Here is a 26,847-nt window from a genome sequence, read left to right as displayed (position 1 = left end):
GATCTAGGATTAACTAGCGAGAATCAATTATCAAGTAATACTGACATTCTTTGTCACTAAGATTAAGAAACCGGTGATTCTTGTCTGCTTCAAAATACATGGAATCCCCTTGTTCTAAAATATAGTCCTTCTTCCCGTTTTCTAACTCAACCTGCAATGACCCTTCTGCCACAAAGATGTATTCATCGACTCCTTGTTTATGAGATGGAAAAACCCCAGATTCCTGATGAGGCGGAACAATATTCAATATAAATTCTAACCCCTTTACGGAAACAGACGGGGATAAAAGATGTCTTTCAAAACCAGAATCCGGATCTTTATACATCAGCCTCTGATGTTTACGAATGATTACCACTTCTTCTTGTTTTTGCTCCCCTAATAATTGCGAAATCGTAACGCCCATCCCTTCAGCGATTTGAGCTGCTATTTGTATCGTTGGATTTTTTTCTTCGCGTTCTATCTTAGATAGCATCGAGCGGCTGACCTGCGTTCGTTCGGACAATTCTTCCAGCGTTATTCCCATTCGTTTTCGCTCCGACTTAACTTTTTCTCCAAACTCCATTTTTATCCCCCTATCCTATCTACTATAGTAGAAATGTTTCTTGACTTTTCATACCCAGACACTTACTATACATTATAGAATTAATTCTACTATAGTACACAAAAAGACACAATGAAGTCACTTTTCATTCATTTTACTGGAGGAATAAAAGCATGAATTTTGTTGCTGCATTACTTCCCATCATCGGAATCTTCTTTTTGCTATTTGTATGGAAACAATCATCACTCAAAGCTGGTTTAGCGGCTTATGCTGTAACTGTTGTTATTACCCTGTCCCATTCATCGTTTGCGCTGGAAATCCAAGAAATAGTAAACGCTTCTATTAAAGGATTGTTAACTTCCTTTATCGTTGCATATGTCTTACTATTCGGGATTTTTCTTTTTCATTTAATGAATAAAGCTGGTGCCATAGACGATATAGCTGCTTTCATCTCGCAATCAACAGACGATCAAATCACACAAACGATTATTCTGGTTACTGGATTTTCCCCATTGATTGAGTCAACAAGTGGATTTGGTACAGCTTTTTTTATCGTAACACCGATTTTTATTGCCTTAGGGTTCCATCGTTTTAAAGCAGTATTGCTCGGCCTTATCAGCCTGCTTGCTGTGCCTTGGGGAGCTTTAGCTACCGGTACAATGATAGGATCTGACTTGGGAAATATCCCCATTTCAAACTTGGGGATTGGCAGCGCTATAATAAGTATTCCCATTTTTGTTTACTTTGTCACCATCGTCGTTTATGTAGCAGGAGGATGGCGTGCTCTTCGAGAAAAGCGGAGAGCTATATTGTTGTATTCTCTCACTTTCGGGATATCCCTGTTATTTTTTAATACATACATCAGTGTAGAACTATCTGGAGTCTTAGCATCTTTTGTTACAGTAGGGATAGGGCTAACTGTAATAAAAAAACAAAGAAAACGTCGAAACACAACAACAAAAGAAACCATTCCAAAACGTCTTTCGATTATTAAACTAGCCAGCCCTTATCTATTGCTAACGATTTGCATCTTTATATCCCGGCTCGTTCCACCTATAAAACATTTTTTCCACTCTCATATCGTAATTGATTTACCAGCCTACTCATTCTCCTTGGCATTATTGTATTCTCCTGGTTTTTGGTTATGTGTAACGTGTCTTTTTACAATCATCATCTTTCAAATACAGCGTGATGTTATATGGAATGCTTGGAAAGCTTCGTTAAAACAATGGATTCCCTTTGTTATAGCCACTACCGGGTTTGTATCAATGTCTGAAGTCATGGCTGATGCTGGAATGATTGCACAGATTGCAACGACTACAACTACCGTATTTGGTTCAAGTTTTATTTTTCTTTCTCCTTTCATTGGGGGTTTAGGTGGCTTTCTTACAGGAAGCAATACAGGGGCAAACGCAATGTTCATGAAGTTGCAAGTTCAGACAGCCCATCAACTTGACATCCCTCCCGATATACTTGCTTTCAGCCAGAATACAAGTGCCTCGCATGTGACTATGGCCTCCCCTTCCCGAGTGATGGTTGGTGCAGCGCTATGTGATATGAAGTCACAAGAGAACCGTTTGTTAAAAAGCATCTCCCTCATAGCAGGTGGAGCATTACTACTCATCGTATCGATAACGTTTGGCTGGATTTGGTTTGTTTCTTAAACAATACTACCTTCCTCTGTTCAAAGTAATAAAAAACAGAAATAGACCGCTTATTGCGATCTATTTCTGTTCTATTGTCAAACAAAAAGTAAGTGGACTACGATTTATTTTCATCCTTCGAATCTTCTTCCGTCTCTTCTTGAATAACGTCTTCTTGTATTTTTTTCTCACTTTGTAAATCTTCTAAAGCAGCATAGATACGTTGCCTTTCAACCGGCAATGATCCATCACGCAACTCATTATATAATGCCCGAAGCAAGCAGTATACCATTAACAGCATAATTATCATGAACGGAAAACCGCCGACAAATGAAGCGGTCTGGAGTGCTTCTAATCCTCCAACTAATAGCAGTACAATCGCAAATAACCCTTCAATCGTCCCCCATGTTATACGTACTCCAAGTGGAGGGTTAGGATTCCCTTTAGAAGTTAACATACCGATAACATACGTACCGGAATCCGATGAGGTAACAAAGAATACCGCGACAGAAACCATCGCTACCGCAATTAGTAAGCCTGATAAAGGAAATTGGGATAACAAAGCAAAGAAACCTTGTGCTTCATCTTCCAATACCGGAGTAAGCAAATCAACATCCGTGAAATGCTGGCTGTAAAGGGCTGCACCACCAAACACAGCAAACCAAACCATACTGACCGCTGTTGGAACAAGTAGCACCCCGATAGCGAAGCTACGAATTGTCCGTCCTCTTGAAACACGAGCAATAAAGGAACCTACAAATGGTGCCCAAGCAATCCACCAAGCCCAATAGAAGATAGTCCATGCATCATACCAGCCTTCTGGACCTTCTCCGGCAGCATCAAGGCCAAACGACATTTGTAGAAGGTTTTGTAGATAACCACCTGTTGTATGAGTGAACGCTTCTAATATAAACAGTGTCGGTCCAATTATTAACACAATCAGCATAAGAAGACCAGCAACACTCAGATTAATTTGACTTAACCACTTAATCCCTTTGTCAATACCAGTTGTAGTAGAAATGATTGCCAGAACAGTGACAACTGCTACAATAGCAACCCACAATGCTTGGTTGTTAGGTATACCAAATAAAGTCTCCAAACCACCGCCGATCTGCATCACACCAAGACCAAGGGATGTCGAGATACCAAGCAATGTTGCCAGCACCCCTATAATATTAACAACGTTTCCCCAAGCTCCATGTATATTGTCTCGACCTAAAATCGGCTCTAGCGTCGAACTAAGCAGCATAGGAAGGCCCTTGCGATAAGAAAAATATGCAAGAGCGCAAGCTACGACTGCATAGATTGCCCACGGGTGAAATCCCCAGTGGAAAAACGTATATTGCAAAGCAGTATGTATCGTTGATTCCGTACCTGCCTCACCTAGTGGTGGCCAATCATAGTGGTTAATTGGTTCTGACACACCCCAGAATAGAAGTCCAATCCCCATACCAGCACTAAATAACATAGAAAACCATGCTGGTGTAGAATATTCTGGTTTTTCATCGTCTCTCCCCAATTTAATTTCACCGAGCGGGCTGAAAATAAGATAAATAGTTATTACCAAAAATACACTGGCTCCAATAATAAAAGCCCAACCGAGGTGAGTTGTTACCCAGTCGAATGTAGCCGTCGTATAATTACCAAATCCCGGTAAAAACATACCGCAAAGGACAAAGACAGCAGCTAAAATAAATGAAATAATAAATACGGGAGTTTTTAATGTCTCTTTAAAAGAGTGTAGACCCCTGTTTCCACTTTCCATAATTCGCCTCCTTGTTTTAATGAGTCACGCTATACAGGTTAGGAAAAAAGATAATAGTAAACAAACACTGAAAATAGCCAAAAAGCCAACTTTTTTGACTAAAATTCGCATTTATCGACAAATATCTCATAGTATTGCACGAATACGATACATTAGAATATTATCTCCAAAACACCAATTTTTATTACTATGTTATACGTGACTTGATACCGGGTAAAATACGTTGAGTTCAAACAGCCTCACTAAAGAAGGGAAAAATAATATATGCCTCCATTAACGAAACAAGTCGTTTTAATCACAGGTGCCAATCGAGGACAGGGAAAGGTTATTGCTGAACATCTTGCATCCATAGGTGCTATAGTGGTCATCGCTGCCCGAAAATATGATAATGCTCAAGATGTGGCAGCATCTATCGGAAGAGAACACGCCTATCCAGTGCAATTGGATGTCACAAAAGAATCCGAGTGGAAAACAGCCGTCGATGAAGTTGTCGATACATTCGGTAAAATCGATGTACTGGTGAACAACGCTGGTTCCCTAATACGAAAACCATTTAAAGACATTACCATAGACGATTACCAAGAACTCATCAATGTAAACCAGCTCGGTGTATTTATGGGAATGCAGACAGTCACACCGCATATGGAACACCAAAAGAAAGGTTCCATCATAAACAATGTGTCCATCTCTGCATTTGCTCCAATCGGTCATGCTTCCGCTTATGCTGCGACCAAAGCATCTGTTGTTGCAATGTCTAAAGCGACAGCGATTGAACTAGGTCCAAAAGGCATTCGAGTAAACATGATACATCCTGGCGGTATAGAAACAGAAATGGCTGCCAAAGACAACGGAACACCAGATTCTTATAATTCTGTTCCTCTTGGACGTATTGGACAACCAATCGACATTGCCCATGCAGTAGCCTTTCTTGCTTCCGATGAAAGTTCGTATTGCACAGGTACAGAAATCGTTGTTGACGGTGGACTGACGTTAGGAACCTAACGGAATATTTTGCTTGCTTTGGACAGTAAGACCTACTTTTTGTCTAGTAAATGTTTGCGCATTAACTTTTTTGTGATCCTTACCAAAAAGGAGTATGTAATATGACCGATAAAAAAGTAATTGCTTTTGACGTGTACGGAACCTTATTTGATGTACATTCCATTACAACGACATGTGAAAAATATTTTCCGGGCTACGGAGATGCGATCAGTAAATTATGGCGGGAAAAACAGATTCAATACACCTTTTTACGCCAAGCGATGGGAAAATATGAACCTTTTTCCACTATTACAAAAGATGCGCTCCAATTTGCTGCTGCTTCTTTTGACATTTCATTAACGCCTTCTATTGAAGACAATTTGTTTGAGGCTTATAAAGCTCTTGATCTTTATCCCGAAAGTAAGGAAGTTTTACAAACGTTAAAGGATAATCAATACACTCTTATTGTATTCAGCAATGGGTCAAAGGACATGCTTGAACCTCTATTAAAGCAAGCTGGAATAGATGAATACATCGACCATGCACTAAGTGTGGACGACGTCAAACAATATAAACCATCCCCTGCTTCTTACCATTTTATTCTAGATAAAATCGAATGTCGGCGCGAAGACGTGACTTTTTTATCAAGTAATGGGTGGGATATTAGCGGTGCCAAAGCATTTGGATTTACAACAGCTTGGATTAATCGGAGCATGCAGCCCGAAGAACGGCTTCAGCTAACACCGGATTATACTTACAAATCTTTATCGCCCATCATAAATTGGTAACCAACTCACATTATTTTAGCGTGTTTACACAGGCATTTGACCATTTCTGCAACCTATGAGAAATAGTTCACACTTTCTTGGACAATTCGATATATGATGTAAGGAAAACGATATGAAGGAGTGTAAAACATGGGTAACAGAAATCGTAGAATGCAAGAAGACGTTTCTTCTGAAGATAATACGGAGCATCACGATACTAGAAGGCGCTGTGCAGTCGGAAGCTGCGTATGTGACACCGTTGCTGCTATTAAAAGAGCGCAAGACGAAGCAGAAGACAACGATAGTCGTAATTGTAGAAATCGCTGTTTTGACAGCTTATTAAGTCCAACCAGCAACAACAACGGTTTGGATACGATTCCATTTATTCTTCAAGACAAAAAAGGAAACTATTTTTCCGCCACGGGTGGTATTGGCACAAACGACTGTTTTCAAACTATCTTCTTCCGTGTACAAAGTATAGATAAAGATAGCTGTTGCGCTACATTGTCTATGCTTCTCCCAGATTGTGACTTGGATTTTGACAAATGCTGTGTTGATCCAACTTCATTGTGCGACATTGAGGAACTTGAACGTACAAGACATTGCATCGAGGTAGATCTTGATTGCTTCTGCTCTATTCAGTGTCTAGATCCGAACCTTGTCGGCGATATTAATAATCACCATCGTCATCATTAAAACAAAAGGACTGTTCTATCGTGAATCTTCACGTTTAGAACAGTCCTTTTTGTAAGTTATTGGTCTTCTTCAGGTCTTTGCTTTACAGATTCCCCGTTTTTCCCTTCAAAACGTAACCCCCAGCTAGTAAGAGCTGCGATTAACATAATAATAGTTAGGAACCACCCTTGGAATACGAATGGAAATACTTCTGTTGGGCCAACTGAAGGGAGCCAGGAATACGTATCCTGCATCGTCTGGATAGTGGACCACCCTAGCAATACGGGAGCCCCCCACGGAAAGATATAGCCTAAAGCTGATGTTACGGCATCAAGCATATTGGCTCTTCTATACCGATGAATCCGGTACTTTTCACCAATCGCCCTCACAAATGGAGCGGCAGCAATTTCAGCAGCAGTGTTTATCGTTATCGCACTATTTAAAAGGGCAACAATCGTCCACATTGCTGTTTCTGCCCGGCGCATCGACGAACGAATCCATTTCATTGCGGCGTTTGTAATAGTTTCCATCGTTCCACCAAGACGCAAAAGATGCGCAGCGGCTACAATCAATATAATAAGGATAGCCATATTGACATAACCCGTAATGCCGTCAATTAACGCTCCTTGTATGACAGCATCCGTCGAAGCATCAAAATGAATAATATCACTAAAGCTTCCTAAGTTTAAAAGAATAATTAAAGGAATGGATGAAATAATGCCCCATGTTAAAGATGTTAATAAGTGATGACCCATTAAAGCCAAAATCAATACTAATACAAAAGGAATCAACATCACTAATCCAATCGGATCTGTAGAGCTTGCAATGTTTGTAAGTGCTTCTTGATTCCCGTTTGAAGCATCTCCACCACCAAAAATGGCAAATAAAATAACAGAAGGAATCGCAGCTGCAATGGAATATTTGAAACGACTGCGCACAACACCAGGCACGTCTGCGTCCTGGGTTGTAGCTGATACGATAGTAGTATCAGAAACCGGCGCCAAGTTATCTCCAAACACAGCACCTGCCAAAATGGCAGCAAATAGCATAACCGGATCGGCACCTGTCACAATACCTGCCGGAAACATTAATGTACAAAAAGCTACTGTCGTGCCATAACCAGTGCCGACAGCCGTTGAAAAAACTGCCGCTAAAATAAACGTAAGTGCAACAAAAAGACCACCTGTCACTCCTGTAGCCAGTCCAATCCAAACAAGACCTTCCACTAATCCGCCTAACTGCAGGACTTGTGAGAACATTCCTGCGTAAAACCAGGCTACGATTGCTATAACACCGATGGGTTGAGCCAAGCCATCGAATAATCCTTGTGCGTAGTTTTCCCATTTGCTTTTACAAAGCAGTAGACCAAGGGTTAACCCGATAATAGCCCCCATTACTAAATTAATTTCCGATGAAATCTGCAGCACACTTGTTGTTACCGCCCATGCCACAAAAAATATAAGCGGAATGGCAGCACCAAATGCTCCAAAACGAAAATTCAAAGATGTTACTTTATTGTTTTCTTCCATCTGTTCCGAATCATCTGTCATATGTTTTCACCTTCTCTTCTAAATAGTTTGAAAAACTAGACTATTTCTTATAGTATAGTTTTCTAGCATCATATCATGACGGTTATTACAATAAAATTAGCAAAATACAACTATATATTATGAATGACAATCCTTCGCAAAATCAATAGATAATTTCTACCTGAGTGATGACATATTTATATACAGGTTACTCCCACGTATTGTAATAAGAGCCTTCGGCATTGTGAACATGTTTAAAATCGTGTTGTTCCGCTAACTTCCTGCTTTCTTCCTTCTCCTTAAAAGAAACAGTAAACACCTCAGTTCCGTAATCATCACGTACTTGTTTCAAGCTTTCCATTCTGTCCTCCGACCAAGCATCATTGTTTACCGTAGAGTACGAAAAATCTTCCCACATTATAAAATCTACATAAGGAGCAGTATGTTCCACAAGAGTGTCTATCCCCCAATTCTGCGAAATGGATAATCGTGGAAATTTTTCTTCGATCCGCTGCATAAATGTCGCCATCGCTTCACGCTGTTCTTTTAAAACAACAGGATCACCTTCAAATTGTGAATCAATATTACCAACGGTATCTAAAAACACACCATCTAAACCTTTATCCGCTACTTCCGCTTCCACTTCATCCAACAACACATCTTGATAATGCTTAGATGTCATGTCCATTAAATAAGAATCCCACTCTGAGAAATACACTTTCTTTCCATTTTCTACAAAAAAATCATCTTCATTAAATTGCTCGTAAAGGTCTTCTTTCCACTTGTCAGCTTCCATCGAGTTAATATAACCATAAACTAAAGTCCCGCTATTTTGCGCTGCTTGAATGTACGCTTCATCCATAACAACTGGTTCTACAATGACGACATCTTGTTTTTTCATTTTATCTTCAATAGAAGAATTACCTTCATCTAAATAATATTTAAAAGAAGATACATTGTTCAGTTCACCTTCCTCTACTCTATCTTGAGTGCTGGAATCTTGGTTTAACAGTAACGGAAGTCCAAATACAATGGTAAAAGTCAGTATTGTTATAGTATATTGTTTTTTCACAACCGCCTTCCTCCTCCACTTGCTTATGCTTCTATTGATAGGTGACGAAGAAAAAAGTTTTCTCGGATCCCTGTCATTAAAAGGCTTTGTTTACTTAAACCATCCTTTTTCTTCAACCCGGGAAATTGCTTCAATGCGATTACTCACTTCGAGCTTATCCAGTATAACAGACACATAATTACGAACAGTGCCCGTTTTAATATAGAGCTGGTTAGATATTTCCTTCGTCGTTTTGCCATCGGCGATTAACCTAATAATTTGGCTTTCCCGCTCCGTTAATGGATTGTTATTCTCATAGGCCATATCGACAAGTTCTGGCGCATACACTCTTCTCCCATCCATAATCGTACGAATTGAGCTTGCCAAGTCTTCACTCGGACTATCTTTCAGCAAATACCCATTCACATCCGCTTTACGCGCCCTTTCAAAATAACCTGTCCGTGCAAAAGTAGTCAGAACAATGACTTTACAAGAATGATCCTTCAATTCTAAAGCTGCCTCTAACCCACTTTTATTCGGCATTTCAATATCCATAATACAAATATCAGGCTCGTATTTCGTTACTAACGTCACCGCTTCTTCTCCATTTTTTGCCTTTCCTATAACTTCCATATCTTTTTCTAAATCAAGTAAAGAAGCAAGTGCTCCAAGGAGCATTTGCTGGTCTTCTGCAATCACAATTCGAATCACACGGAACCCCTCCTGCTTCGATTATTGAACTATGTGCGGTACTTGTATCGTTAGTTTCAAGCCATTCAATGATTCATAACGTAGATTCCCATTAACAAATTCCAAACGTTCTTTCATTCCTTGAAGTCCACTTTCTTTGAAAAAAGTACCGTCTAAAGAAGAGATTCCAATTCCATCATCATGTACCGTCATCACCAATTCAGATGACGCTTGCCTAAAAGAAACTTGGCAAACAGAAGCCTGACTATGCTTCACCACGTTCGTTACCGCTTCTTTTAAACACATACTCAGGACATTTTCACTTAATAAAGGAAGCGTGAGATTTTCAGGAGAATCCCCTTTGAGTCGAAACTCTATATCGGACGTTCTTAAAATTTCCTCCACGTGGGTAACTTCATCTTTTACTTTTATCCTTTTCATATCAGAAACGATCTCACGTACTTCTTTTAAAGCAGTTCTTGCTGTTTGATGAATATCATCAATTTCTAATTTTGCTGAATCAGAATCAACATCCATTAACTTTTTAGCTAAATCACTTTTAAATCCAATAAGAGACAACTTTTGGCCCAATGTATCATGTAAGTCGCGCGCAATACGCTGGCGTTCCTCCACCACCATAAGTTGTGAAATTCTTTCATTTGCGTCTTCAAGTTCATTTTCTAATTGTTCTCGTTTGTTTCGATTATAAATACTAATCGGCAACAATATAACACCAATAACACTAATAACAATAAACGGAATCTGCATCATAAACACTTGATTTTGTATAAAAAAGCCGATACTAATCGCGGAAATAGTCGTGGTCAAATGAACTACATACAATGTGATAAAACCGGCTTTCTGTTGTATATTCCCGATGAAAAAGGCAAGAAACAGGGCAAAATATACATAACCAAAATACATTGTCATTCCGACGTTTATAACCATTTCGATGCCAATAGAGACGTAAACCGTCCATCCCTTTTTTATAAAAGACAACCGATATGTTGTAAAAAAAAGGATAATAACTACAATACCAATAAAAATTTCAATAGGACCAGAAGAGCTGATTACAAAATAAAAAGGAAGAAGACAAAATATAATCCAAGCATACAAGCTTAGCCCTGTGTTTTTTGGGAAAATGTGAAACCAGTTCTGCACACCGCACCTCTTTTCTACTATCGTTTTCAATTAAGTATAACAAAAACAGAAGAAGGAGCCTCCTGTGGAAAGGCTCCCTCCATTTTACACTTTTATTTTCAACAATTATTGATACACACGGTTTTCTTTTTTCAATAGAGCTTTCATTTCTTTAAAGTTTACAAAGGATTTATTTTTTTCATCATACAAACGAAATCGTATCGATTGCAAACTTGATGCAAGCGTGATTGTAGTCGCTTGTTGGAGCGGCGTTACATTTTCGTGTGTTTTTTCCAAGTTGTAATTGGGGACTCTCGGGCTGAGATGATGCACGTGATGGAAGCCAATGTTTCCTGTCATCCATTGCATCACTTTAGGAAGCTTATAATAGGAACTACCATCAACAGCGGCTTTTACAAAGCTCCAGTCTTCTTCATTTTCAAAATAAGAGTCTTCAAACTGATGTTGAACATAAAACAGCCAAATGCCAAGGGATCCTGATACAAATAGAATTGGAACTTGTACTATCAGAAATGCCTGCCAGCCTATAGCCCAAATCAATAACGCATATATAGTGACAATAGAAGCATTGATGATATACGTGTTCAGCTTTTCTTTTCGTTTTGCCTGCTTTTTATTAAATCGATTTTCAATAAGAAACAAGAAAAACGGTCCTAGCCCAAACATAACAATTGGATTACGGTACAAACGATATTGCAGCCTCTTTCCAAAGGAAGCATTTCTGTATTCATCCACTGTCATCATCCATATATCGCCTGTACCTCGTTTATCTAAATTACTACTTGTCGCATGATGTATCGCGTGACTGTGTTTCCATTTCATGAAAGCAAAGTGGGTCATAATTCCGGTTAATGTTCCTACTATCCTATTCGCTTTTTTGCTTTTGAAAAAAGAATCATGGGCACAATCATGGAGTATAATAAAGGTTCGGACCGCAAAACCGGCTGCCACCACTGTTAGTGGAAGTGTTAACCAAATAGAGATAGATAAACTTTGGTACGCAAGAAACCAAACGATGAAGAATGGAAAAATTGTATTTATTATTTGAGAAATACTTGATTTTGTATTTGGTGCTGCAAAGGGTGCGACACTTTTCTTTAGCTCTGCTTGTTGTTGTTTACTCATCATTTCCCCCTACAATTATTTATATTATATCCAAAGATTAACGAAATATAATCTATACTTTATTGTAAAGGAAACGGTTGAATAAAATAAGACATAGATGTCAGGAGTGAAGTATGACAAGTGTCATATGGACAGGTTCCTGTCCCCATTGCTGTGCTTAATAATGAAACAACATGGCGATCGGTTTATACCCCTAAGAAAAAATCAAAAGTCGTATTCTGCTTCTTTTTCTTCCCTTATCTTTGTAAATGTTTCTGTTAATATCACTGTATCTTCTACCAAACGATCAATTCGGAATAAAACATCGTCATTCGTAATTTCTTTTCGATAAAAGCTTTCCTCTTCAATAAACACATACGTCTGAACAATTTGTGTTTTCATGTATCCTAAAATAGGTTTCAACTGTTGTTCCGGGATTAAATAATGCTTGGGTGAACCTGCTGTAACAAGCATACTGACTACTTTATCCCGCAAGGCATCTACCGGAAGCAGATCAAAGATATTCTTTAATGTAGCTGGTATCGATGCTTGAAAAATAGGAGTTCCTATTATAATAGCATCAGCTTCCATTATTGTCTGTGCAACATACCCCGTATCACCGTCATAGTCCAAATAATGACGTCCATCACTAAATTGAACATCATAATCAGCTAAATCCAATAAGGTTATTTCGGCATCCGGATAGTTTTTGGTAAGAGATTGAACCGTATAATCCATCGCTGTTTTTGTTTTAGACCCTACTTTTGAACCAGATAAACCGATAATTTTCATCGTTCTCTCCCCCTACTTTTGTGCCGTATATTTTTTTATCGCTGGTAAAATTTCTGTACCAATTATTTCGATGTTTTTCATTAATTTATCAAATGGCATGCCGCCAAAATCAATTTGAGCAATATAACGTTGGTGCCCAAACACTTCGTGCTGATAGAGAATTTTTTCAATGATTTCCTGTGGACTGCCAATATTCATGACACTTTCTTTATGTGCACCTTGCGCAAAAAGTTGTTTAGAGAATCCGCCACCGTTCGTGCGTTTCATCCCCTCGTTGATATGGGGATACATCTCTTTCAGCGCCTGCTGTGATGTTTTTGCGGTATAGAAAAATCCAGCCGTTGCAACAGGCAGTGCCGCTGGATCAAATCCACTGCTTTGCGCAGCTTCTCGGTATGCATCAACAGTTTTTTTAAAAGCTGTCGTTGGCCCACCCAAATGAGCCATAAACATTGGAACACCAGCATAACCTGCCTTCATCGCACTTTGCGGTGTTCCACCGACGGCGCGCCAAATCGGCATTTTCCCTTGCTGTGGACGCGGCAGAACTTTGGCATTATTTAGAGGCGCACGAAATTCTCCATTCCAGTTCACAACCTCTTCTTCGTTAATTTTTAACAGCAGATCAAACTTTTCTTCATATAATTCTTCATAATCACGAACATCGTACCCTAGTAAATCAAAAAGTCCTATTCGTGAAGCACGGCCTGCTACAATCTCCGCACGTCCTTTCGAAATCAAATCAATGGTTGCAAAATTTTCATAGACACGCACCGGATCTGATGTACTGATAATAGTTGAGGAGCTGGCAAGTTTAATATTCTCTGTAGCCTGTGCAATGCTTGAGAGCACTACAGCGTGCGCTTGAGTAGCAAAATAGTCTTGATGACTTTCCCCCACGCTGAAAAAATCAATGCCAGCTTGATCCGCAAGCTTCGCGTATTCAATAATTTCATGAATCCGGTCTTCTGCCGAGATTCTCTCTCCACTATGTGGATCAGGCAAATGATCGCCCAATGTATAAATCCCAAACTCTAATCCTTTGCTTTCATCGATACGATATTGTTCCATTTCATGTTCACCATTCTTTCTTTAAATAACAACAATGATGTTTTACCTTTTCAATGTTATTATAGATTATAATGCAATTTCGCATAAGTACGCACTTAAAAGTGGTATAGTATCATAAATGATACTGAGGAGGGATTAAGGTGGAGAAAATACCGGAACAATGCCGTGTTGAAGATGCTTTAAGCATTTTAGTTGGAAAATGGAAACCTATTATTTTATTACACTTGTTACAAGAAGGGACTAAACGTTTTAATGAATTGAAACGAAAAATGCCTGGTATTACGCAAAAAATGTTAACAAAACAATTGAGAGAGTTAGAAGAAGAGGACATTATCGAACGTACCGTATATCCACAAGTTCCACCCAAAGTGGAATACTCCATCACTGAATACGGCAGGGGATTAGAACCGATTTTGGAAGCCATGCATGAATGGGGTACGAAACACACTCTGCATAAAATGAATAAGCAAACAGAAAACAGTTCATAAAGCAGTAATATAGATTTCCTCCACTATCCAAATTTACCACAACACCCACCACAGTAGCAGAAGAAGGAGCTGCCTCTATGACAGCTCCTTCTTCTTCATTATTTGTCACCTACTATTTCTTTTAAAATCTCATATGAACGTTTTTGTTTATCGCGGTCATAAATGTAAGATACAGCCATAATTTCATCTACATCATACTTTTCTTGAAAACGTGTCAATTGTTCTCGTATCGAGTCTTTACTTCCTAGTAAGGTCATGCTGGACATAGATGTCGACATTTCTTTCTCGCGCGTACTCCAAAGCTCATCCATGTTTTCGACTGGAGGACTTAATGGCTGTCTGGAACCTCGGACCACATTTAAGAAAAATTGCTGCATCGTCGTTTGTTCCAACTTAGCCTCTTCATCACTTTCCGCCGCAATGACATTTAAACATACCATCATATAAGGAGAATCCAGATATTCCGATGGCTGGAACTGCTGGCGGTAAATCGAAATCGCTTCTTCCATATGCGTTGGTGCAAAATGAGAAGCAAATACATACGGCAAACCTAATTTCGCTGCCAAAACAGCCGAGTCCGTTGATGAACCAAGGATATAAAGCGGAATATTAGAATCAATACCTAAATCTGCTTTTACGTAACCTTGTTCTTCTTCTGACCCAAAGTAAGTAAGAAGAGATTTCACATCTTCTGGAAAAGAATAAACTGCCTGGTCACTCTGAGACCGCCTTAATGCACTGGCAGTCAACATATCTGTACCTGGAGCCCGGCCAAGACCCAAATCCAATCGATCTGGATAAAGGGTTGCCATCGTTCCAAATTGTTCCGCTACTACCAAAGGCGAATGGTTTGGCAGCATAATACCGCCTGACCCCACACGAATGTGTTCTGTGTGTTCTAACGTGTGCTTTATGAGGATAGAAGTCGCAGAGCTTACCAACGTTGATGTATTATGGTGCTCGGCAATCCAATATCTGCTGTACCCCATTTTTTCCGTCGCCTGCGCCAAATCAACCATGGAATCAATTGCATCTTTGGCGCTCTCTCCCTGTCGAATAGGAGCTAAATTTAAGACAGAAACGGGTATTTGTATTGTTGACATGTGAAATTTCTCCTTTGCTTGTTTAACTTTCGAATTCACGTATCATTATAACATCGAGCCCTGTGTTTTATTGTATTTTTGCTCAGTGGCCGGTTTATCATTCCATCTATTTCTATAGTAAATTCAATTGTTTGAAAAAGTATTCAGCAAGGTATATCATACATTACCACCGGAGATAACCGGTAACAAAAGAAAGGGTGAGACACATGCACACTGATTTTACAAAGCAATATATAAATGGATCATGGGTAACAGGATCCTCTAAAAAAACGATAGAAAATACAAACCCTTATAATGGAGAGTCTCTCGGGGTTATCGTTTCTGCCAATCAGGACGACTTAGATCTCGCTTACCAATCCGCAAACGATTATCAAAAAACATGGGATGCGCACTCCCCTGGAGAAAAACAATACTATCTCCGCCGTTTATACGAAGTCATGCAACAGAATAAAGACACCATTATCAATTGGCTTATTCAAGAGTCTGGTAGTAGTAAATTAAAAGCAGAAACCGAATTTAACACAGCGTCCAACATTGTCTTTGAATCTGCTTCATTCCCTAATCGGATTCACGGTTCTACCGCTCCGTCCAATACACCTGGGAAGGAAAATTATACGTATCGTTCCGCGAAAGGAGTCATAGGTATGATTGGCCCGTGGAATTTCCCATTCCACTTAGCTATGAGATCCATTGCGCCAGCCATTGCTACCGGAAACACCGTCGTCGTTAAACCGGCGTCAGATACACCTGTTACATCAGGATTTCTTATCGCAGCTCTGTTTGAAGAAGCTGGCTTTCCCGCCGGTGTACTTCACGTAACAGCCGGACGCGGTTCCGAAATCGGGGACGCTTTCGTTACGCATCCTGTACCGGCTTTATTATCATTCACCGGCTCGACAGAAGTAGGAACACACATTGCAGAACTTGCTGCGAAACATTTAAAAGAGACAGCATTAGAACTCGGCGGTAATAATGCAATGGTTGTTCTTCAAGATGCCGACGTGAAAAAAGCAGCAAAAGCAGCTGTGTTTGGATCATATCTCCACCAGGGACAAATATGCCTTGCCTTGAATCGGGTCATTATTCATGAAGACATTTACGATGAATTCGTTAAAGAATTTACAAACGTAGCGAAAACAATAAAATCCGGTAATCCAGAAGATGAAGAAGTAATGGTTGGTCCTATCATTAATCAAGAACAAGTCGATAATATTCACCAACTTGTTCAAGGTACAGTCGACGCTGGCGCTACCCTACAAACCGAATTTTCAATCAACGGCAACGTTATTCCCCCAGTTGTTTTATCTGACGTGACAAACGACATGCCAGCCGCAAAAAATGAAGTTTTTGGGCCCGTATCGACACTAATTAAAGTTTCGAGCGAAGAAGAAGCGATACGTACTGCTAATGATTCGCCATATGGCTTAAGCGGTTCTGTCTTTACTCAAGACCGTTACCACGGCATGCAGGTTGCTCGTCAATTGAACTCCGGCATGGTTCACGTTAACGATCAATCCGTTAATGACGAAGCTCATCTTCCGTTCGGAGGCGAAAAACAATCCGGTATCGGACGTTTTAATGGGGAATGGATACTAGAAGAATTCACTACTGTTCAATGGGTCAGTGTACAAGCAGAAGATCGTCCTTTTCCTTTGTAAAAAAATAAATAGAGTGTAGATCCCTCATTTCATTCGAGTGGATTTCTGACTAATAACCAAAAAAGATTCCGATTATCCAAAAACGATAACCGGAATCTTTTTTACTATTTCGGATGTTCCTTATCTGTATGGTCCAGATAAAAAATTATAGGTTGTTCGTAATGTCCGCATCCTCACGAAGGTCTTCGACAAGCGTTTGAGATGCTTCCGATTCTTTTTGAGTCTTTACTTGCTCTTTAAGATCTGGTTTCATTTCTTCAAACGATGGAATTTCTACTTCTTCTCCATCTTCACCACTCATCTGTTCTTGTTGGGCTGTTACCTGATCATAAGCTTCTTGTAATTCCTCTTCTGTTGGCTCGATATCACCAGCTTCTTCTGAAATAAGCTTTTCCATTTTTACCTGCAGTTCAACTTGGGACATGACATCTTCTTCACTCATCCCTTGCTGTTCCTCTAGAGTGGATAAAAACGCGTCTTTTGATTCAAGATTGTTTTGTTCTACCAAATCACTTACTGTATTGTCTATCTCTTCTTGTGATGCTTCAATATCTCGATTATTTGCTTCCTGTGTAAGAAGTTCCGTACTAATCAAGCTTTCTGCCACTTGTTGTTTTAATTGGTCTTGATCAAGTTCTTGTCCAGTCATTTGAGATTGCATCGCTGCTTGTTGAAATTGCCCTTCATAAGATGTTTCAAACTCATCTTTTGTTATTTCTTCTCCATTTACTTCAGCAACAACGTCAGGAGTACCTTCTAAATCAGGCTCTGGAGTTTCAGTACTTCCTCCGTCTTCAGAAGCTGCTTCGCCATCTTCAGATGTACCCTCACTTTCTCCATCTGTCTCTTCCTCTTGTGTATCTGATCCTTCACTGTTTTCTCCCTCTGATTCGTCTCCATTACCACATGCCGCTATAACCGATACAAATACGGCAAGAAACAAACTTAATAACCATTTTTTATTCAATGTTATTCTCCTTTCTAATCATCAATAGATGCAGGTGGAACGATATCATACCATTTCGTTTAATGAAACCCTATTTTCTATTTTCGATGTAAGATGTATTTAATCATCCATTCATCATGCCCCCATATAAATCTCAAATTGTAAGTCATCCTCCCTATCCATTTTCAACTTTATCAACCCCATATGTCAGCTATGTGTCAATGAGCTTCCGGTCTACTTTTTGACAAAGCAAAGCACTAATTTTATCATGCACATTTTTGCTAAATTTATTAATAAGTGGCAAACCTGGTTTCTATTTTAATGTTTTCTTAGGGAGGTCGTGGTATAATTTCCGAACCCATCCCTCAAAAAGGAAGTGCCTCTCATGCAACGATTTGAACAAGCTTTTAATGACTGGATTCAACAAAATATTTCTGAAGAAAAAAATCATAGAAGACGTGAAATACTGCTGAAAGGACTCGGACATGGAACGATTGAATTCCTGCGGCTGATTTGGTTTCCTACCGTTGGCCATTTCAATGATTTATACCCGGAGTGGGAAGTACGTGATTTTAACAACGGTTATCGTTACTTGGATTTGGCCTACATGCCCGGCAGTGCGAAAGGAGGCATAGAGATTCAAGAATACGGTCCTCATGCCAGAGATCTTGATGTTAGACGTTTCAAAGATTTGTGCTGGCGTCATTCCCTACTAGCCTTAGACGGCTGGACTTTCCTACCCATAGCTTATTTATCCATAAAGACGAGCCGAAACGATGTCAACAACTTATCCTTGCTTTTATTGGAAAATTCATTTCGGAAAAAGCGCCTTCTTCTTTAACATGGGTTGAAGCTGAAATTGTACGCTATTCCCGACGTTTGCTCCGTCCATTCACCCCACTTGAAGCGTTAGTTTAAGATAACGCTTCTGGTTTATTTGGATTGTTCTTTTTGCCTGCAAAATAATTCCAACTATAATAGACAACCCAAAAGACAATTATTACCAAAAATGAAAAGTACCTGTAATTATTAGGGAGAAAGGTAAATAGTAATAGTGCAATAATTAAAAATGGTGGCATAAGTATCCAATAACGCTTGTTTTTAAAATCTTTAAACACAATATCTCCCCCCATATTTTGAAGATTATTCTATTAAATTATATTTTTAACATAACTACTGCTAATGCTAGAAGATAGGGAGCAAATCCTTATTGATGATAAGCACCCGTTAGCTTAACAAATTTCCAAAAAATATAACGAAAGTTAAAAACACTGATAATCCCAATGTAAGAATGATAGTAGTTACACTTCTCGCCATCCCTTTCCAATCTTGAATGCCTGAAAAACTTAATACCCCTAAAACAAAAGTAATCAATGTAATATATAGGACCAGATTTAAAGGGTGAATACCCATTAGGGAATAATCAATTGGACCTGAAAAAGAAACAATAAAAAATAATAAAATACAAATTATTGATAAGATAAATGACCAAATGTTAATCTTTTTCATCATTTGAGACCTCATTTTAGTTTATCTTGAACTAAACTGCCTCGTTAGACATGGGAGGGAAAGCCTCCAGGGGCGGCGTGGAAAATGTGTGAAGTATATTGGAAATAAATGGAGTTATTATTACCTCCTCTATTCTCGCATGCCTTCATGTAGCCTTTATTAGCAATACTCATTCCGTTCATCCGTTATTGTTCTTACAAGTGGTTTGAAATCCTGCGAATAGGCGAGCGTTTAAGGGTAAATCGAATCTATCTGAGGGAGTTTAAGTATATTTCTTCACAATCTGGCCCGATTCTTGAATAGAGGAGGAGTTTTAAACAACTATTTTATCTTTTAAATGACTTTATTATTCGTGTTCAAGTGGCACATCATCTCCATATTAGTGATCGTCATGCGCGCTTCTAAATAGCGGAATAAATATCCACACAACCATTCGCCCCCACCAAATAAAAATAACGCCGGGCCGAGGGATATCCTCAAACCGGCGTATGTATGGCGCACCCTGATGCTTCAGCAACGATAGCCCCTTGCCAGCCAAACTGTTGTCATCTCTCTGTTCACCAAATTTATGAATGTTCTCTAATGATTTGTTGCATTAAAGGTTTTATTTTCTTTAAGTCAGTTGTTATAATCTCCCATACAATCTGCTCATCAATACCAAAGTATTCGTGTATTAGGATGTTTCTCAACCCTATTATATTTTTCCAAGGTATTAACGAATACTTTTGACGAATCTCTTGTGGAACATGTTTGGCCGCCTCCCCTATAACTTCGAGATTGCGAACCACTGCATCTATTAAAAGCTGGTTTTGGTCAAATTCTTCACTACTTATCCCTAAAGTGTATTTTTCAATTTTATTAATACAAGCTAGCATATCTTCTAGATATAAGGTCGGCTTGCGGGTCATTGGTAAATGACCTCTTTCAATACGGCTTCCTTCAGTTGTGGTTTCAATGCTTTTACGGTGACGAGATCCACTTTTAGATTCAGTTCTTGTTCTAGATACTCCTTAAGGGAAATAAATTCAAGCCCAATCGGTTTTGAAAACTCAACCAATATATCGATATCGCTTTCCTTTGTCTGTTCCTCCCGTGCATAGGATCCAAAATAGCCAATTTTACTAACATGGTATTTTTCCTGCAGAACAGGTTTAATGAGTTTCAGACGCTGATCAATGTTTTCTTGCATAGCCATATAATCATCACGCCTTTCATATAAATTTCGACTTCTTACTACTATTGTACATTATCAATCAGAAAAAATCATATTATGCACATCGAACCAAGATATCTTCCACATTTTGTATATTGCATCCTGATGTTCGTCTGCGCTGATGTTTCATCATACAACCACCTATTGGTAGAGAATCAAATTATTTAGGGCAACGGACATTTAGTCCGTTATTGACTGAAAATACATTGATTGTTATATGAATCTTTCTAAATGGCGGAATAAATATCCGATTGAACCCTCATTTCAGGCATTCAGGAAGAAATAAAAGAATAAATGCCCACACAACCATTTGTCCCCACCAAATAAAAATAACGCCGGGCCGAGGGATATCCTCAAACCGGCGTCATTGGCCTAATTATGTATGGTGCACCAAAGGCGCTTCCAGAGAAGGCGCTCATTGTTTATATGGTGGAGCATATCGGGCTCGAACCGATGACCTCTTGGCTGCCAGCCAAGCGCTCTCCCAGCTGAGCTAATGCCCCATATGAAACGACAATTACGATTATAATGAGATTTACTCAAACTGTCAACACTAAAATAGAAGTTCAATTACTGTCCATCCGATAGCGCCACAGACTCCGGCAAGAAATGATTCAACGACCTTCTCTTTTCTCCACTTCTTTTCTCGAGAGTAGTCAAATAAAATCCAACCAATAAATACAGCTAAGCCAAAACTTACCGCTTCTAAAATTACCAAGTCAAGCCCTCCCCACCCTATTCTACTCATTACACAATATCAAATGACGAATGAAACGACAATGGTCTGGCTATATTGGTAAAAGAGGAATTGCGTCAATCTGGTTTTCACTTTTGTGCGCCGTAACAAATAGATAAAAGGAGAGGGTGCCTGTTGATTCATTATACGATTCGTTTGTATGATCGCATTCCAGTTTTAGTTCGGTTATCTTTTATTATTACCTTGATTCTTTTTTTCTTTGCTTTTTTGCTTCATCATCTAGAGCCCGAGACGTTCCCTACTTTTTTTGAAGCGGTGTGGTGGGCGATTGTGACGTCTACTACAGTCGGTTATGGAGACTTTGTTCCGACATCTACATTGGGCCGATTGGCGGGGATGGTGTTAATTTTATTTGGCATTGGATTTGTTCTGTTTTTTGTACAAAATCTTGCTTCTGCTACTGTAGATGAGAAACGGCACTGGCAGAAAGGGACTATTTCTTCTAGTTTTAACAACCACTATATTATTGTGAACTGGAATGAGCGGTCACGCCAGTTTATTGAACAAATACAACGTGCTTATCCTGAACGCTCAACTGTCTTGATTGATAATACATTATCTGACAGTCCTTTTTACAATAGCAATTCCTTACAATTCATAAAAGGGAATCCTAGTTTTCAAGATACATTGAAGAAAGCAAATATTAGAAAGGCGCGGGCACTTATTATTACAGCGGGGTTAGAGGAAACAGAACAAAGTGCAGATGCACAATCAATTCTGACGCTGTTAACAGCAAAACATTATTGCGATGACATTTACATAACCGTTGAAATTTTGACGTCAGAGCAGCTTCCGAACGCTCGTCATGCAGGTGCCGATGAGATTATTGCATCGAACATCATTTCAAGTCTTCTTATGACCGAAAGTTTAGAACAACAGGGAATTGCCGAGACAATCGCATTATTGTTGGATGTCGAAGCCACCCCCTTTTTACGTTCGATTCCTTGTCCGGAGGAATGGATAGGAAATACGTTTCAAGAAATCAGCACGCAAGCACAAGAGGATGCGAAGCTGCTACTTGGCATCAGCAAAAATGGGCAGACGACATTAAATCCGGAAGGATCTACCGTCATTCATGAAGATGATTCTATCTTTTTACTCGATTCTTCACGTTAACAATACATCCTCCAATTCTTTTTTCAATCGTTCTCCTTGTTCAATAAAAGCCGTTGGAACGTCCGCATCTTGATTCGTCGGCTCCTGGAATTGATTTAGGACAGAATTATAAGGTTCCTCTACATTATGGTCGATACCTTCTTGATATTGGTGCGTCAATACAAACGGTCTGCCAAGTTCAACTTTCACCCCTTTTTGATCTAATTCGCCGTCCACTGACTGAAATGGCAGACGAAAAAATTGGTATCCCCCTTCATCTGACATTTTATAATCAAAATAGCCGTGGTCGTATTCCCAACCTCCACCAATGTCATAGCCAAGTGGTTTTATCTTTTTTTCAAGGTCATTTAATACAAACTGATGTCCTTCTAATTTAGATTGTATTTCTAGCATTTGCAGCCGCCTCCTTCCTTTCTACTGTCCCCCTATTGTTTTTTGTTCATGCAAAAATCCCAGGAGAGTTCCTGGGATTCGTTCCTTTAATTATTTAATCTTTTTTGTAAAAGGGCTTGTTGTTCTTCAAATCCTGGTTTACCAAGGAGAGCAAACATATTTTTCTTGTAAGCTTCAACGCCTGGTTGATCGAATGGATTGACACCAAGCAAATATCCACTCATCGCGCATGCTTTTTCAAAGAAATAAACGAGATACCCGAAGTAATACTCATTCAGTTCCGGGACACGTACAATCAAGTTTGGTACATCACCGTCTGTGTGAGCAAGCAACGTTCCTTGAAACGCTTTTTCATTAACAAAATCCATCGACTTCCCAGCAAGATAATTAAGACCGTCTAAATCATCATCTGTTTTTTCAATCGTTATGTCTTTACCTGCATGTTCGACTTGCACAACCGTTTCAAACAAGTGACGACGGCCTTCTTGTACATATTGACCCATGGAGTGAAGGTCAGTGGAAAAATTAACCGAAGCTGGAAATAATCCTTTATTATCCTTTCCTTCACTTTCTCCGAATAATTGCTTCCACCATTCAGAAACATATTGAAGACTTGGCTCATAATTCACCAACAATTCAATCGCTTTTCCTTTTTGATAAAGGGCGTGACGCATCGCAGCGTATTGATAAGCTTCGTTGTTTTCTAAATGCGGATCTGCGTATGTTTTTCTTGCTTGGTTTGCTCCATCCATCATACTTGTAATATCAAGTCCAGCGGCAGCAATTGGTAAAAGCCCGACAGCAGTAAGGACAGAGTAACGTCCGCCTACGTCATCAGGAACGACGAATGTTTCGTAACCCTGCTCTGATGCCAATGTTTTCAAAGCACCTTTTTCTTTGTCCGTTGTGGCGTAAATACGGCGGGCAGCTTCTTCTTTTCCATATTTGTTTTCCAAATACTCACGGAAAATTCGAAACGCAATCGCTGGTTCTGTCGTTGTCCCCGATTTTGAAATCACGTTAATAGAAATATCTTTTCCTTCTATGACATCCATCAAGTCTCTGATATAGGATTGGCTGATATGGTGACCAGCAAAATAAATTTCTGTATTATTACCGATCTGGTTTCGGAACGCATGAGTTAAGCTTTCAATTGCAGCTTTTGCTCCTAAATAGGAGCCGCCAATACCTAAAACAAGCAGTACGTCCGAATCACTTTTTATTTTCTCTGCCGCTTTTTGAATACGGGAAAATTCTTCTTTGTCGTAATTCTCAGGGAGATCCACCCATCCTAAAAAGTCATGTCCTGCTCCCGTCTGCTCATGAATTGCTGTGTGCGCCTGTGTCACTTGGTCACTTAGTTGCTTAAGTTCGTTTTCGTTTACAAAAGATAATGCATTACTGTAATCAAAGTGGATTTCTTTTTTCATTATTTTTTCCTCCATTCTCTTTCTCTACCTCAAATGTATACAAGCTTTCAGATGAATTCAAGTCATTCTAATTATGTAATCGTATTCATTTTATATTCATTTGAAAACGATGTATAAACTTGCTACCTTTCATTCATCATAGAGAGTAAGCGTAGAAATTGGTGAAGGGGGGTGAACAGCTATGAGCGGATTACAACGTACTGCTCTTGTTCTTACCATAATTGGTGCTATTAACTGGGGATTGATTGGTTTTTTTGGATTTGATTTAATCGCCGCTATATTCGGAAGCCAGGCACAAGCAATGTCTCGAGTTATATATGCGCTCGTCGGGATTGCTGGACTTTATAGTATTTCCATTCTAATGAAGCCGGACGAAGAATTAGAAAGAAGCCCCGAGCCACAGCGTTAATACTAAAGTATATAAAAAAAGAAGGGGACATGTTCCTTCTCTTATCCCCTTCTTTCTTTTTTCATTTACTTACGAATGCGTTTATTCAAGTCTGCTTGAATCTCATTGGATTGCTTCAACCAATCCTTTAGCTTATCTTCTAGTGTATTGAAACCTTGGTTTTGGTTCTTTTGATTGTTAGTGTTATTATTGCGCGGGCCTGATTTAGAACCTCCACCACCACTATAACTGCTTTTCTTTTCTTCTCTTTCCGGTGCAGCCTGTGTGTCACGGATAGAAAGAGAAATCTTTCCTGAACTTTCATCAATGGACTTAACTTTCACTTGCACTTCGTCTCCAACTGTTAATGCTTCATTTATGTCTTTTACGTATCCGTGAGCCACTTCGGAAATGTGAACCAAGCCTTGTTTGTTTTCATCAAGCGCAACAAACGCACCAAATGGTTTAATTCCCGTAATTTTTCCTTCAACGATACTTCCAACCTCATATTGCTCTACCGACATTCGAACATCTCCTAACTATTTATTAGCCTATAAATTGTAACATAAAATCGGTATGTTCGGCAATTTTATCTTCACCGAAATATTGAATATTCATGAAAGATGATTGACAATAAACAGCAATATTCGATAATGTGTAGAGATGTTTGCATTTTTTAATGGAAGGAGAATTTTATGAGTGACGGAAGAGATCAATGGAAATCTAAAATTGGTTTTATCTTGGCCGCTGCCGGATCTGCGATTGGGTTAGGAGCAGTCTGGAAACTCCCCTATGTTGCCGGAACAAGTGGCGGAGGAGCCTTTTTTCTTATATTTCTCGTATTTACCTTATTATTAGGAACTTCCTTGCTTTTAGCAGAATTTATTGTCGGTCGAAAAACACAAAAGCCGCCGATACAAGCTTATAAGGAATTGGCGCCCGGCAGTGTTTGGCATTGGCTCGGGGTTCTTGGAATTATTTCATCGTGTTTGATTCTTTCTTTTTATTCTGTGGTCGGCGGGTGGATCATCACTTATTTTGTTCGCAGCTTGACAGGATCACTAACAGATCCGGCCACTGGAGATTATGGATCTTTGTTTGATTCCATCATTTCAAATCATTGGGAAGTCGGAATAGCCCACCTTATATTTATCATCATTACAATCTTGATTGTTCAAGGCGGCATTCAAAAAGGTATCGAACGCGCAAGCAGCATTATGATGCCAGCACTGTTCATTATTTTTATTGTTCTCGTGATTCGTTCCTTAACGCTCGATGGCGCTATGGAGGGCGTAACCTTTTTCTTACAACCCGATTTGAGTAATGTTGACGGCGAAACGATACTTTTTGCCCTCGGGCAGGCCTTCTTTTCTTTGAGTCTGGGTGTTTCGATTATGGTCACATACAGCTCTTATCTTGGAAAACAAGAAAACCTAATTCGTTCCGCTTCTTCCATTGTCAGTTTAAGTATTTTGATCGCTCTATTATCCGGACTAGCTATATTTCCAGGTGTTTTTGCCTTCGGACTTGAGCCAAATGATGGTCCTAGTTTAATTTTCACCGTATTACCAGCAGTATTTAGTGAAATGGCATTTGGATCTATCTTTTTGTCCTTATTCCTTTTATTATTATTGTTTGCAACGTTAACCTCTGCGTTTTCTTTGCTTGAAATCGTTGTGTCCTCGACCGCTAAAAATAACCCTAAACGGCGTCGAATAGCGGCTTGGATTGGCGGACTTAGCATTTTCATCATTGGAATACCATCAAATTTGTCCTACGGTTTATTATCGGAGTGGCACCTTTTTGGTGATATCTTTTTCAACCAAATAGACTTTTTGGTCAGTAATATTTTGCTTCCGGTTGGAGCATTTTTCATTTCTGTATTCGTTCCAATGAAAATCAGCCGTCAGGATTTGAAAGAAGAATTATTGCGTGGTTCTAAGCTTGGAACAGGTTTTTTTGAGACGTGGCTTGTAGTCATCCGTTATATCACCCCCCTTGCTATCCTCGCAGCTTTCTTAAATGTATTAGGGGTATGGTAAAAGGCTTCGGCTTTTGCTTTTTTTGATAAAATAA

The 26,847-nt window shown here is 39.3% G+C and carries 26 protein-coding genes, 1 tRNA gene and 1 pseudogene; 10 read left to right on the top strand and 18 right to left on the bottom strand.

Annotated elements, in window-relative coordinates:
- Nucleotides 1–13: 13 nt before the first annotated feature.
- The gene (locus J2S78_RS04290) at nucleotides 14–562 is read right to left on the bottom strand and encodes a helix-turn-helix domain-containing protein (RefSeq protein ID WP_306896590.1); all 549 of its coding nucleotides are present in this window, start codon (nucleotides 560–562) and stop codon (nucleotides 14–16) included.
- Nucleotides 563–714: 152 nt separating this feature from the next.
- On the opposite strand from J2S78_RS04290, the gene J2S78_RS04285 reads away from it, so the two are divergent.
- The gene (locus tag J2S78_RS04285; RefSeq protein WP_306896588.1) at nucleotides 715–2,205 is read left to right on the top strand and encodes an L-lactate permease; all 1,491 of its coding nucleotides are present in this window, start codon (nucleotides 715–717) and stop codon (nucleotides 2,203–2,205) included.
- Nucleotides 2,206–2,302: 97 nt separating this feature from the next.
- Here the strand turns inward: J2S78_RS04285 and J2S78_RS04280 are convergent, their stop codons facing one another.
- A complete protein-coding gene (locus tag J2S78_RS04280) occupies nucleotides 2,303–3,949 on the bottom strand; it encodes a BCCT family transporter (protein WP_306896586.1) in 1,647 nt (548 codons plus the stop codon).
- A 264-nt stretch (nucleotides 3,950–4,213) separates the two neighbouring features.
- Between J2S78_RS04280 and J2S78_RS04275 the strand changes: the two genes are divergently transcribed.
- From J2S78_RS04275 to J2S78_RS04265, 3 genes are all read left to right on the top strand, one after another.
- Nucleotides 4,214–4,951 carry an SDR family NAD(P)-dependent oxidoreductase gene (locus J2S78_RS04275; RefSeq protein WP_306896584.1) on the top strand — a complete coding sequence of 246 codons (738 nt, stop codon included), beginning with the start codon at nucleotides 4,214–4,216 and terminating at the stop codon, nucleotides 4,949–4,951.
- A gap of 101 nt (nucleotides 4,952–5,052) precedes the next feature.
- Nucleotides 5,053–5,718, top strand: coding sequence for a haloacid dehalogenase type II (locus J2S78_RS04270; RefSeq protein ID WP_306896582.1), 666 nt, complete (start codon nucleotides 5,053–5,055; stop codon nucleotides 5,716–5,718).
- 129 nt (nucleotides 5,719–5,847) lie between these two features.
- Nucleotides 5,848–6,393, top strand: coding sequence for a CotY/CotZ family spore coat protein (locus tag J2S78_RS04265; RefSeq protein WP_306896580.1), 546 nt, complete (start codon nucleotides 5,848–5,850; stop codon nucleotides 6,391–6,393).
- A 56-nt stretch (nucleotides 6,394–6,449) separates the two neighbouring features.
- On the opposite strand, the gene J2S78_RS04260 is transcribed toward J2S78_RS04265, so the two are convergent.
- The 7 genes from J2S78_RS04260 to J2S78_RS04230 form a co-directional block, all read right to left on the bottom strand.
- Nucleotides 6,450–7,922 carry a Na+/H+ antiporter NhaC family protein gene (locus tag J2S78_RS04260; protein WP_306896575.1) on the bottom strand — a complete coding sequence of 491 codons (1,473 nt, stop codon included), beginning with the start codon at nucleotides 7,920–7,922 and terminating at the stop codon, nucleotides 6,450–6,452.
- Nucleotides 7,923–8,109: 187 nt separating this feature from the next.
- Nucleotides 8,110–8,973 (bottom strand): endo alpha-1,4 polygalactosaminidase, encoded by an 864-nt coding sequence (locus J2S78_RS04255; RefSeq protein ID WP_306896573.1) that lies wholly within the window; start codon nucleotides 8,971–8,973, stop codon nucleotides 8,110–8,112.
- Nucleotides 8,974–9,063: 90 nt separating this feature from the next.
- Nucleotides 9,064–9,663, bottom strand: a complete 600-nt coding sequence (locus tag J2S78_RS04250; protein WP_306896571.1) for a response regulator transcription factor — start codon at nucleotides 9,661–9,663, stop codon at nucleotides 9,064–9,066.
- 21 nt (nucleotides 9,664–9,684) lie between these two features.
- A complete protein-coding gene (locus J2S78_RS04245) occupies nucleotides 9,685–10,803 on the bottom strand; it encodes a sensor histidine kinase (RefSeq protein WP_306896568.1) in 1,119 nt (372 codons plus the stop codon).
- A 105-nt stretch (nucleotides 10,804–10,908) separates the two neighbouring features.
- Nucleotides 10,909–11,928 carry a Delta(5) desaturase DesA gene (desA, locus tag J2S78_RS04240; protein ID WP_306896566.1) on the bottom strand — a complete coding sequence of 340 codons (1,020 nt, stop codon included), beginning with the start codon at nucleotides 11,926–11,928 and terminating at the stop codon, nucleotides 10,909–10,911.
- A gap of 204 nt (nucleotides 11,929–12,132) precedes the next feature.
- Nucleotides 12,133–12,699, bottom strand: coding sequence for an NADPH-dependent FMN reductase (locus J2S78_RS04235; RefSeq protein ID WP_306896564.1), 567 nt, complete (start codon nucleotides 12,697–12,699; stop codon nucleotides 12,133–12,135).
- A 12-nt stretch (nucleotides 12,700–12,711) separates the two neighbouring features.
- Nucleotides 12,712–13,770: an LLM class flavin-dependent oxidoreductase gene (locus J2S78_RS04230; protein WP_306896562.1), complete on the bottom strand. Its 1,059-nt coding sequence runs from the start codon at nucleotides 13,768–13,770 to the stop codon at nucleotides 12,712–12,714.
- Nucleotides 13,771–13,910: 140 nt separating this feature from the next.
- On the opposite strand from J2S78_RS04230, the gene J2S78_RS04225 reads away from it, so the two are divergent.
- Entirely contained in the window at nucleotides 13,911–14,258 is a 348-nt protein-coding gene (locus J2S78_RS04225) for a winged helix-turn-helix transcriptional regulator (protein WP_125554993.1), read from the top strand.
- A 98-nt stretch (nucleotides 14,259–14,356) separates the two neighbouring features.
- Here the strand turns inward: J2S78_RS04225 and J2S78_RS04220 are convergent, their stop codons facing one another.
- Entirely contained in the window at nucleotides 14,357–15,361 is a 1,005-nt protein-coding gene (locus J2S78_RS04220; RefSeq protein ID WP_306896559.1) for an LLM class flavin-dependent oxidoreductase, read from the bottom strand.
- A 206-nt stretch (nucleotides 15,362–15,567) separates the two neighbouring features.
- Between J2S78_RS04220 and J2S78_RS04215 the strand changes: the two genes are divergently transcribed.
- Nucleotides 15,568–17,019 carry an aldehyde dehydrogenase family protein gene (locus J2S78_RS04215; RefSeq protein ID WP_306896556.1) on the top strand — a complete coding sequence of 484 codons (1,452 nt, stop codon included), beginning with the start codon at nucleotides 15,568–15,570 and terminating at the stop codon, nucleotides 17,017–17,019.
- Nucleotides 17,020–17,164: 145 nt separating this feature from the next.
- Here J2S78_RS04215 and J2S78_RS04210 read toward each other — a convergent pair whose 3' ends face one another.
- Nucleotides 17,165–17,986 (bottom strand): SurA N-terminal domain-containing protein, encoded by an 822-nt coding sequence (locus J2S78_RS04210; protein ID WP_306896554.1) that lies wholly within the window; start codon nucleotides 17,984–17,986, stop codon nucleotides 17,165–17,167.
- Between the two features lie 364 nt (nucleotides 17,987–18,350).
- Between J2S78_RS04210 and J2S78_RS04205 the strand changes: the two are divergent.
- Nucleotides 18,351–18,871, top strand: a pseudogene (locus J2S78_RS04205) (transcriptional regulator); the annotation flags it as partial.
- 1,169 nt (nucleotides 18,872–20,040) lie between these two features.
- On the opposite strand, the gene J2S78_RS04200 reads toward J2S78_RS04205, so the two are convergent.
- From J2S78_RS04200 to J2S78_RS04185, 4 genes are all read right to left on the bottom strand, one after another.
- A complete protein-coding gene (locus J2S78_RS04200; protein ID WP_306896552.1) occupies nucleotides 20,041–20,382 on the bottom strand; it encodes a HepT-like ribonuclease domain-containing protein in 342 nt (113 codons plus the stop codon).
- Entirely contained in the window at nucleotides 20,379–20,669 is a 291-nt protein-coding gene (locus J2S78_RS04195; protein WP_306896551.1) for a nucleotidyltransferase family protein, read from the bottom strand. Before J2S78_RS04195 ends, J2S78_RS04200 begins: the two co-directional genes overlap by 4 nt.
- A 445-nt stretch (nucleotides 20,670–21,114) precedes the next feature.
- A tRNA-Ala gene (locus J2S78_RS04190) sits at nucleotides 21,115–21,190 on the bottom strand.
- Nucleotides 21,191–21,240: 50 nt separating this feature from the next.
- Nucleotides 21,241–21,405: a hypothetical protein gene (locus J2S78_RS04185; protein ID WP_306896549.1), complete on the bottom strand. Its 165-nt coding sequence runs from the start codon at nucleotides 21,403–21,405 to the stop codon at nucleotides 21,241–21,243.
- A gap of 153 nt (nucleotides 21,406–21,558) precedes the next feature.
- Between J2S78_RS04185 and J2S78_RS04180 the strand changes: the two genes are divergently transcribed.
- Nucleotides 21,559–22,560, top strand: a complete 1,002-nt coding sequence (locus tag J2S78_RS04180; RefSeq protein ID WP_306896547.1) for a potassium channel family protein — start codon at nucleotides 21,559–21,561, stop codon at nucleotides 22,558–22,560.
- Here the strand turns inward: J2S78_RS04180 and J2S78_RS04175 are convergent.
- Together J2S78_RS04175 and J2S78_RS04170 are read right to left on the bottom strand one after the other, a co-directional pair.
- Complete coding sequence (locus J2S78_RS04175) at nucleotides 22,552–22,953, bottom strand: YugN-like family protein (RefSeq protein WP_306896543.1); 402 nt, start codon at nucleotides 22,951–22,953, stop codon at nucleotides 22,552–22,554. The two genes, J2S78_RS04180 and J2S78_RS04175, sit on opposite strands and share 9 nt — an antisense overlap.
- A gap of 86 nt (nucleotides 22,954–23,039) precedes the next feature.
- Nucleotides 23,040–24,383 (bottom strand): glucose-6-phosphate isomerase, encoded by a 1,344-nt coding sequence (locus J2S78_RS04170; RefSeq protein ID WP_306896542.1) that lies wholly within the window; start codon nucleotides 24,381–24,383, stop codon nucleotides 23,040–23,042.
- Nucleotides 24,384–24,564: 181 nt separating this feature from the next.
- Between J2S78_RS04170 and J2S78_RS04165 the strand changes: the two genes are divergently transcribed.
- On the top strand, nucleotides 24,565–24,792 hold the full coding sequence (locus J2S78_RS04165) for a DUF378 domain-containing protein (protein WP_125557615.1): 228 nt from the start codon (nucleotides 24,565–24,567) through the stop codon (nucleotides 24,790–24,792).
- Nucleotides 24,793–24,857: 65 nt separating this feature from the next.
- Here J2S78_RS04165 and yugI read toward each other — a convergent pair whose 3' ends face one another.
- Complete coding sequence (gene yugI / locus J2S78_RS04160) at nucleotides 24,858–25,295, bottom strand: S1 domain-containing post-transcriptional regulator GSP13 (protein WP_306896538.1); 438 nt, start codon at nucleotides 25,293–25,295, stop codon at nucleotides 24,858–24,860.
- 171 nt (nucleotides 25,296–25,466) lie between these two features.
- Between yugI and J2S78_RS04155 the strand changes: the two genes are divergently transcribed.
- On the top strand, nucleotides 25,467–26,813 hold the full coding sequence (locus J2S78_RS04155) for a sodium-dependent transporter (RefSeq protein ID WP_306896535.1): 1,347 nt from the start codon (nucleotides 25,467–25,469) through the stop codon (nucleotides 26,811–26,813).
- The last annotated feature ends 34 nt before the right edge of the window (nucleotides 26,814–26,847 follow it).

The organism is Salibacterium salarium (assembly GCF_030813635.1).
GTDB classification, from domain to species: Bacteria; Bacillota; Bacilli; order Bacillales; family Marinococcaceae; genus Salibacterium; species Salibacterium salarium.
This window is presented reverse-complemented; position numbering and strand designations above follow the sequence as displayed.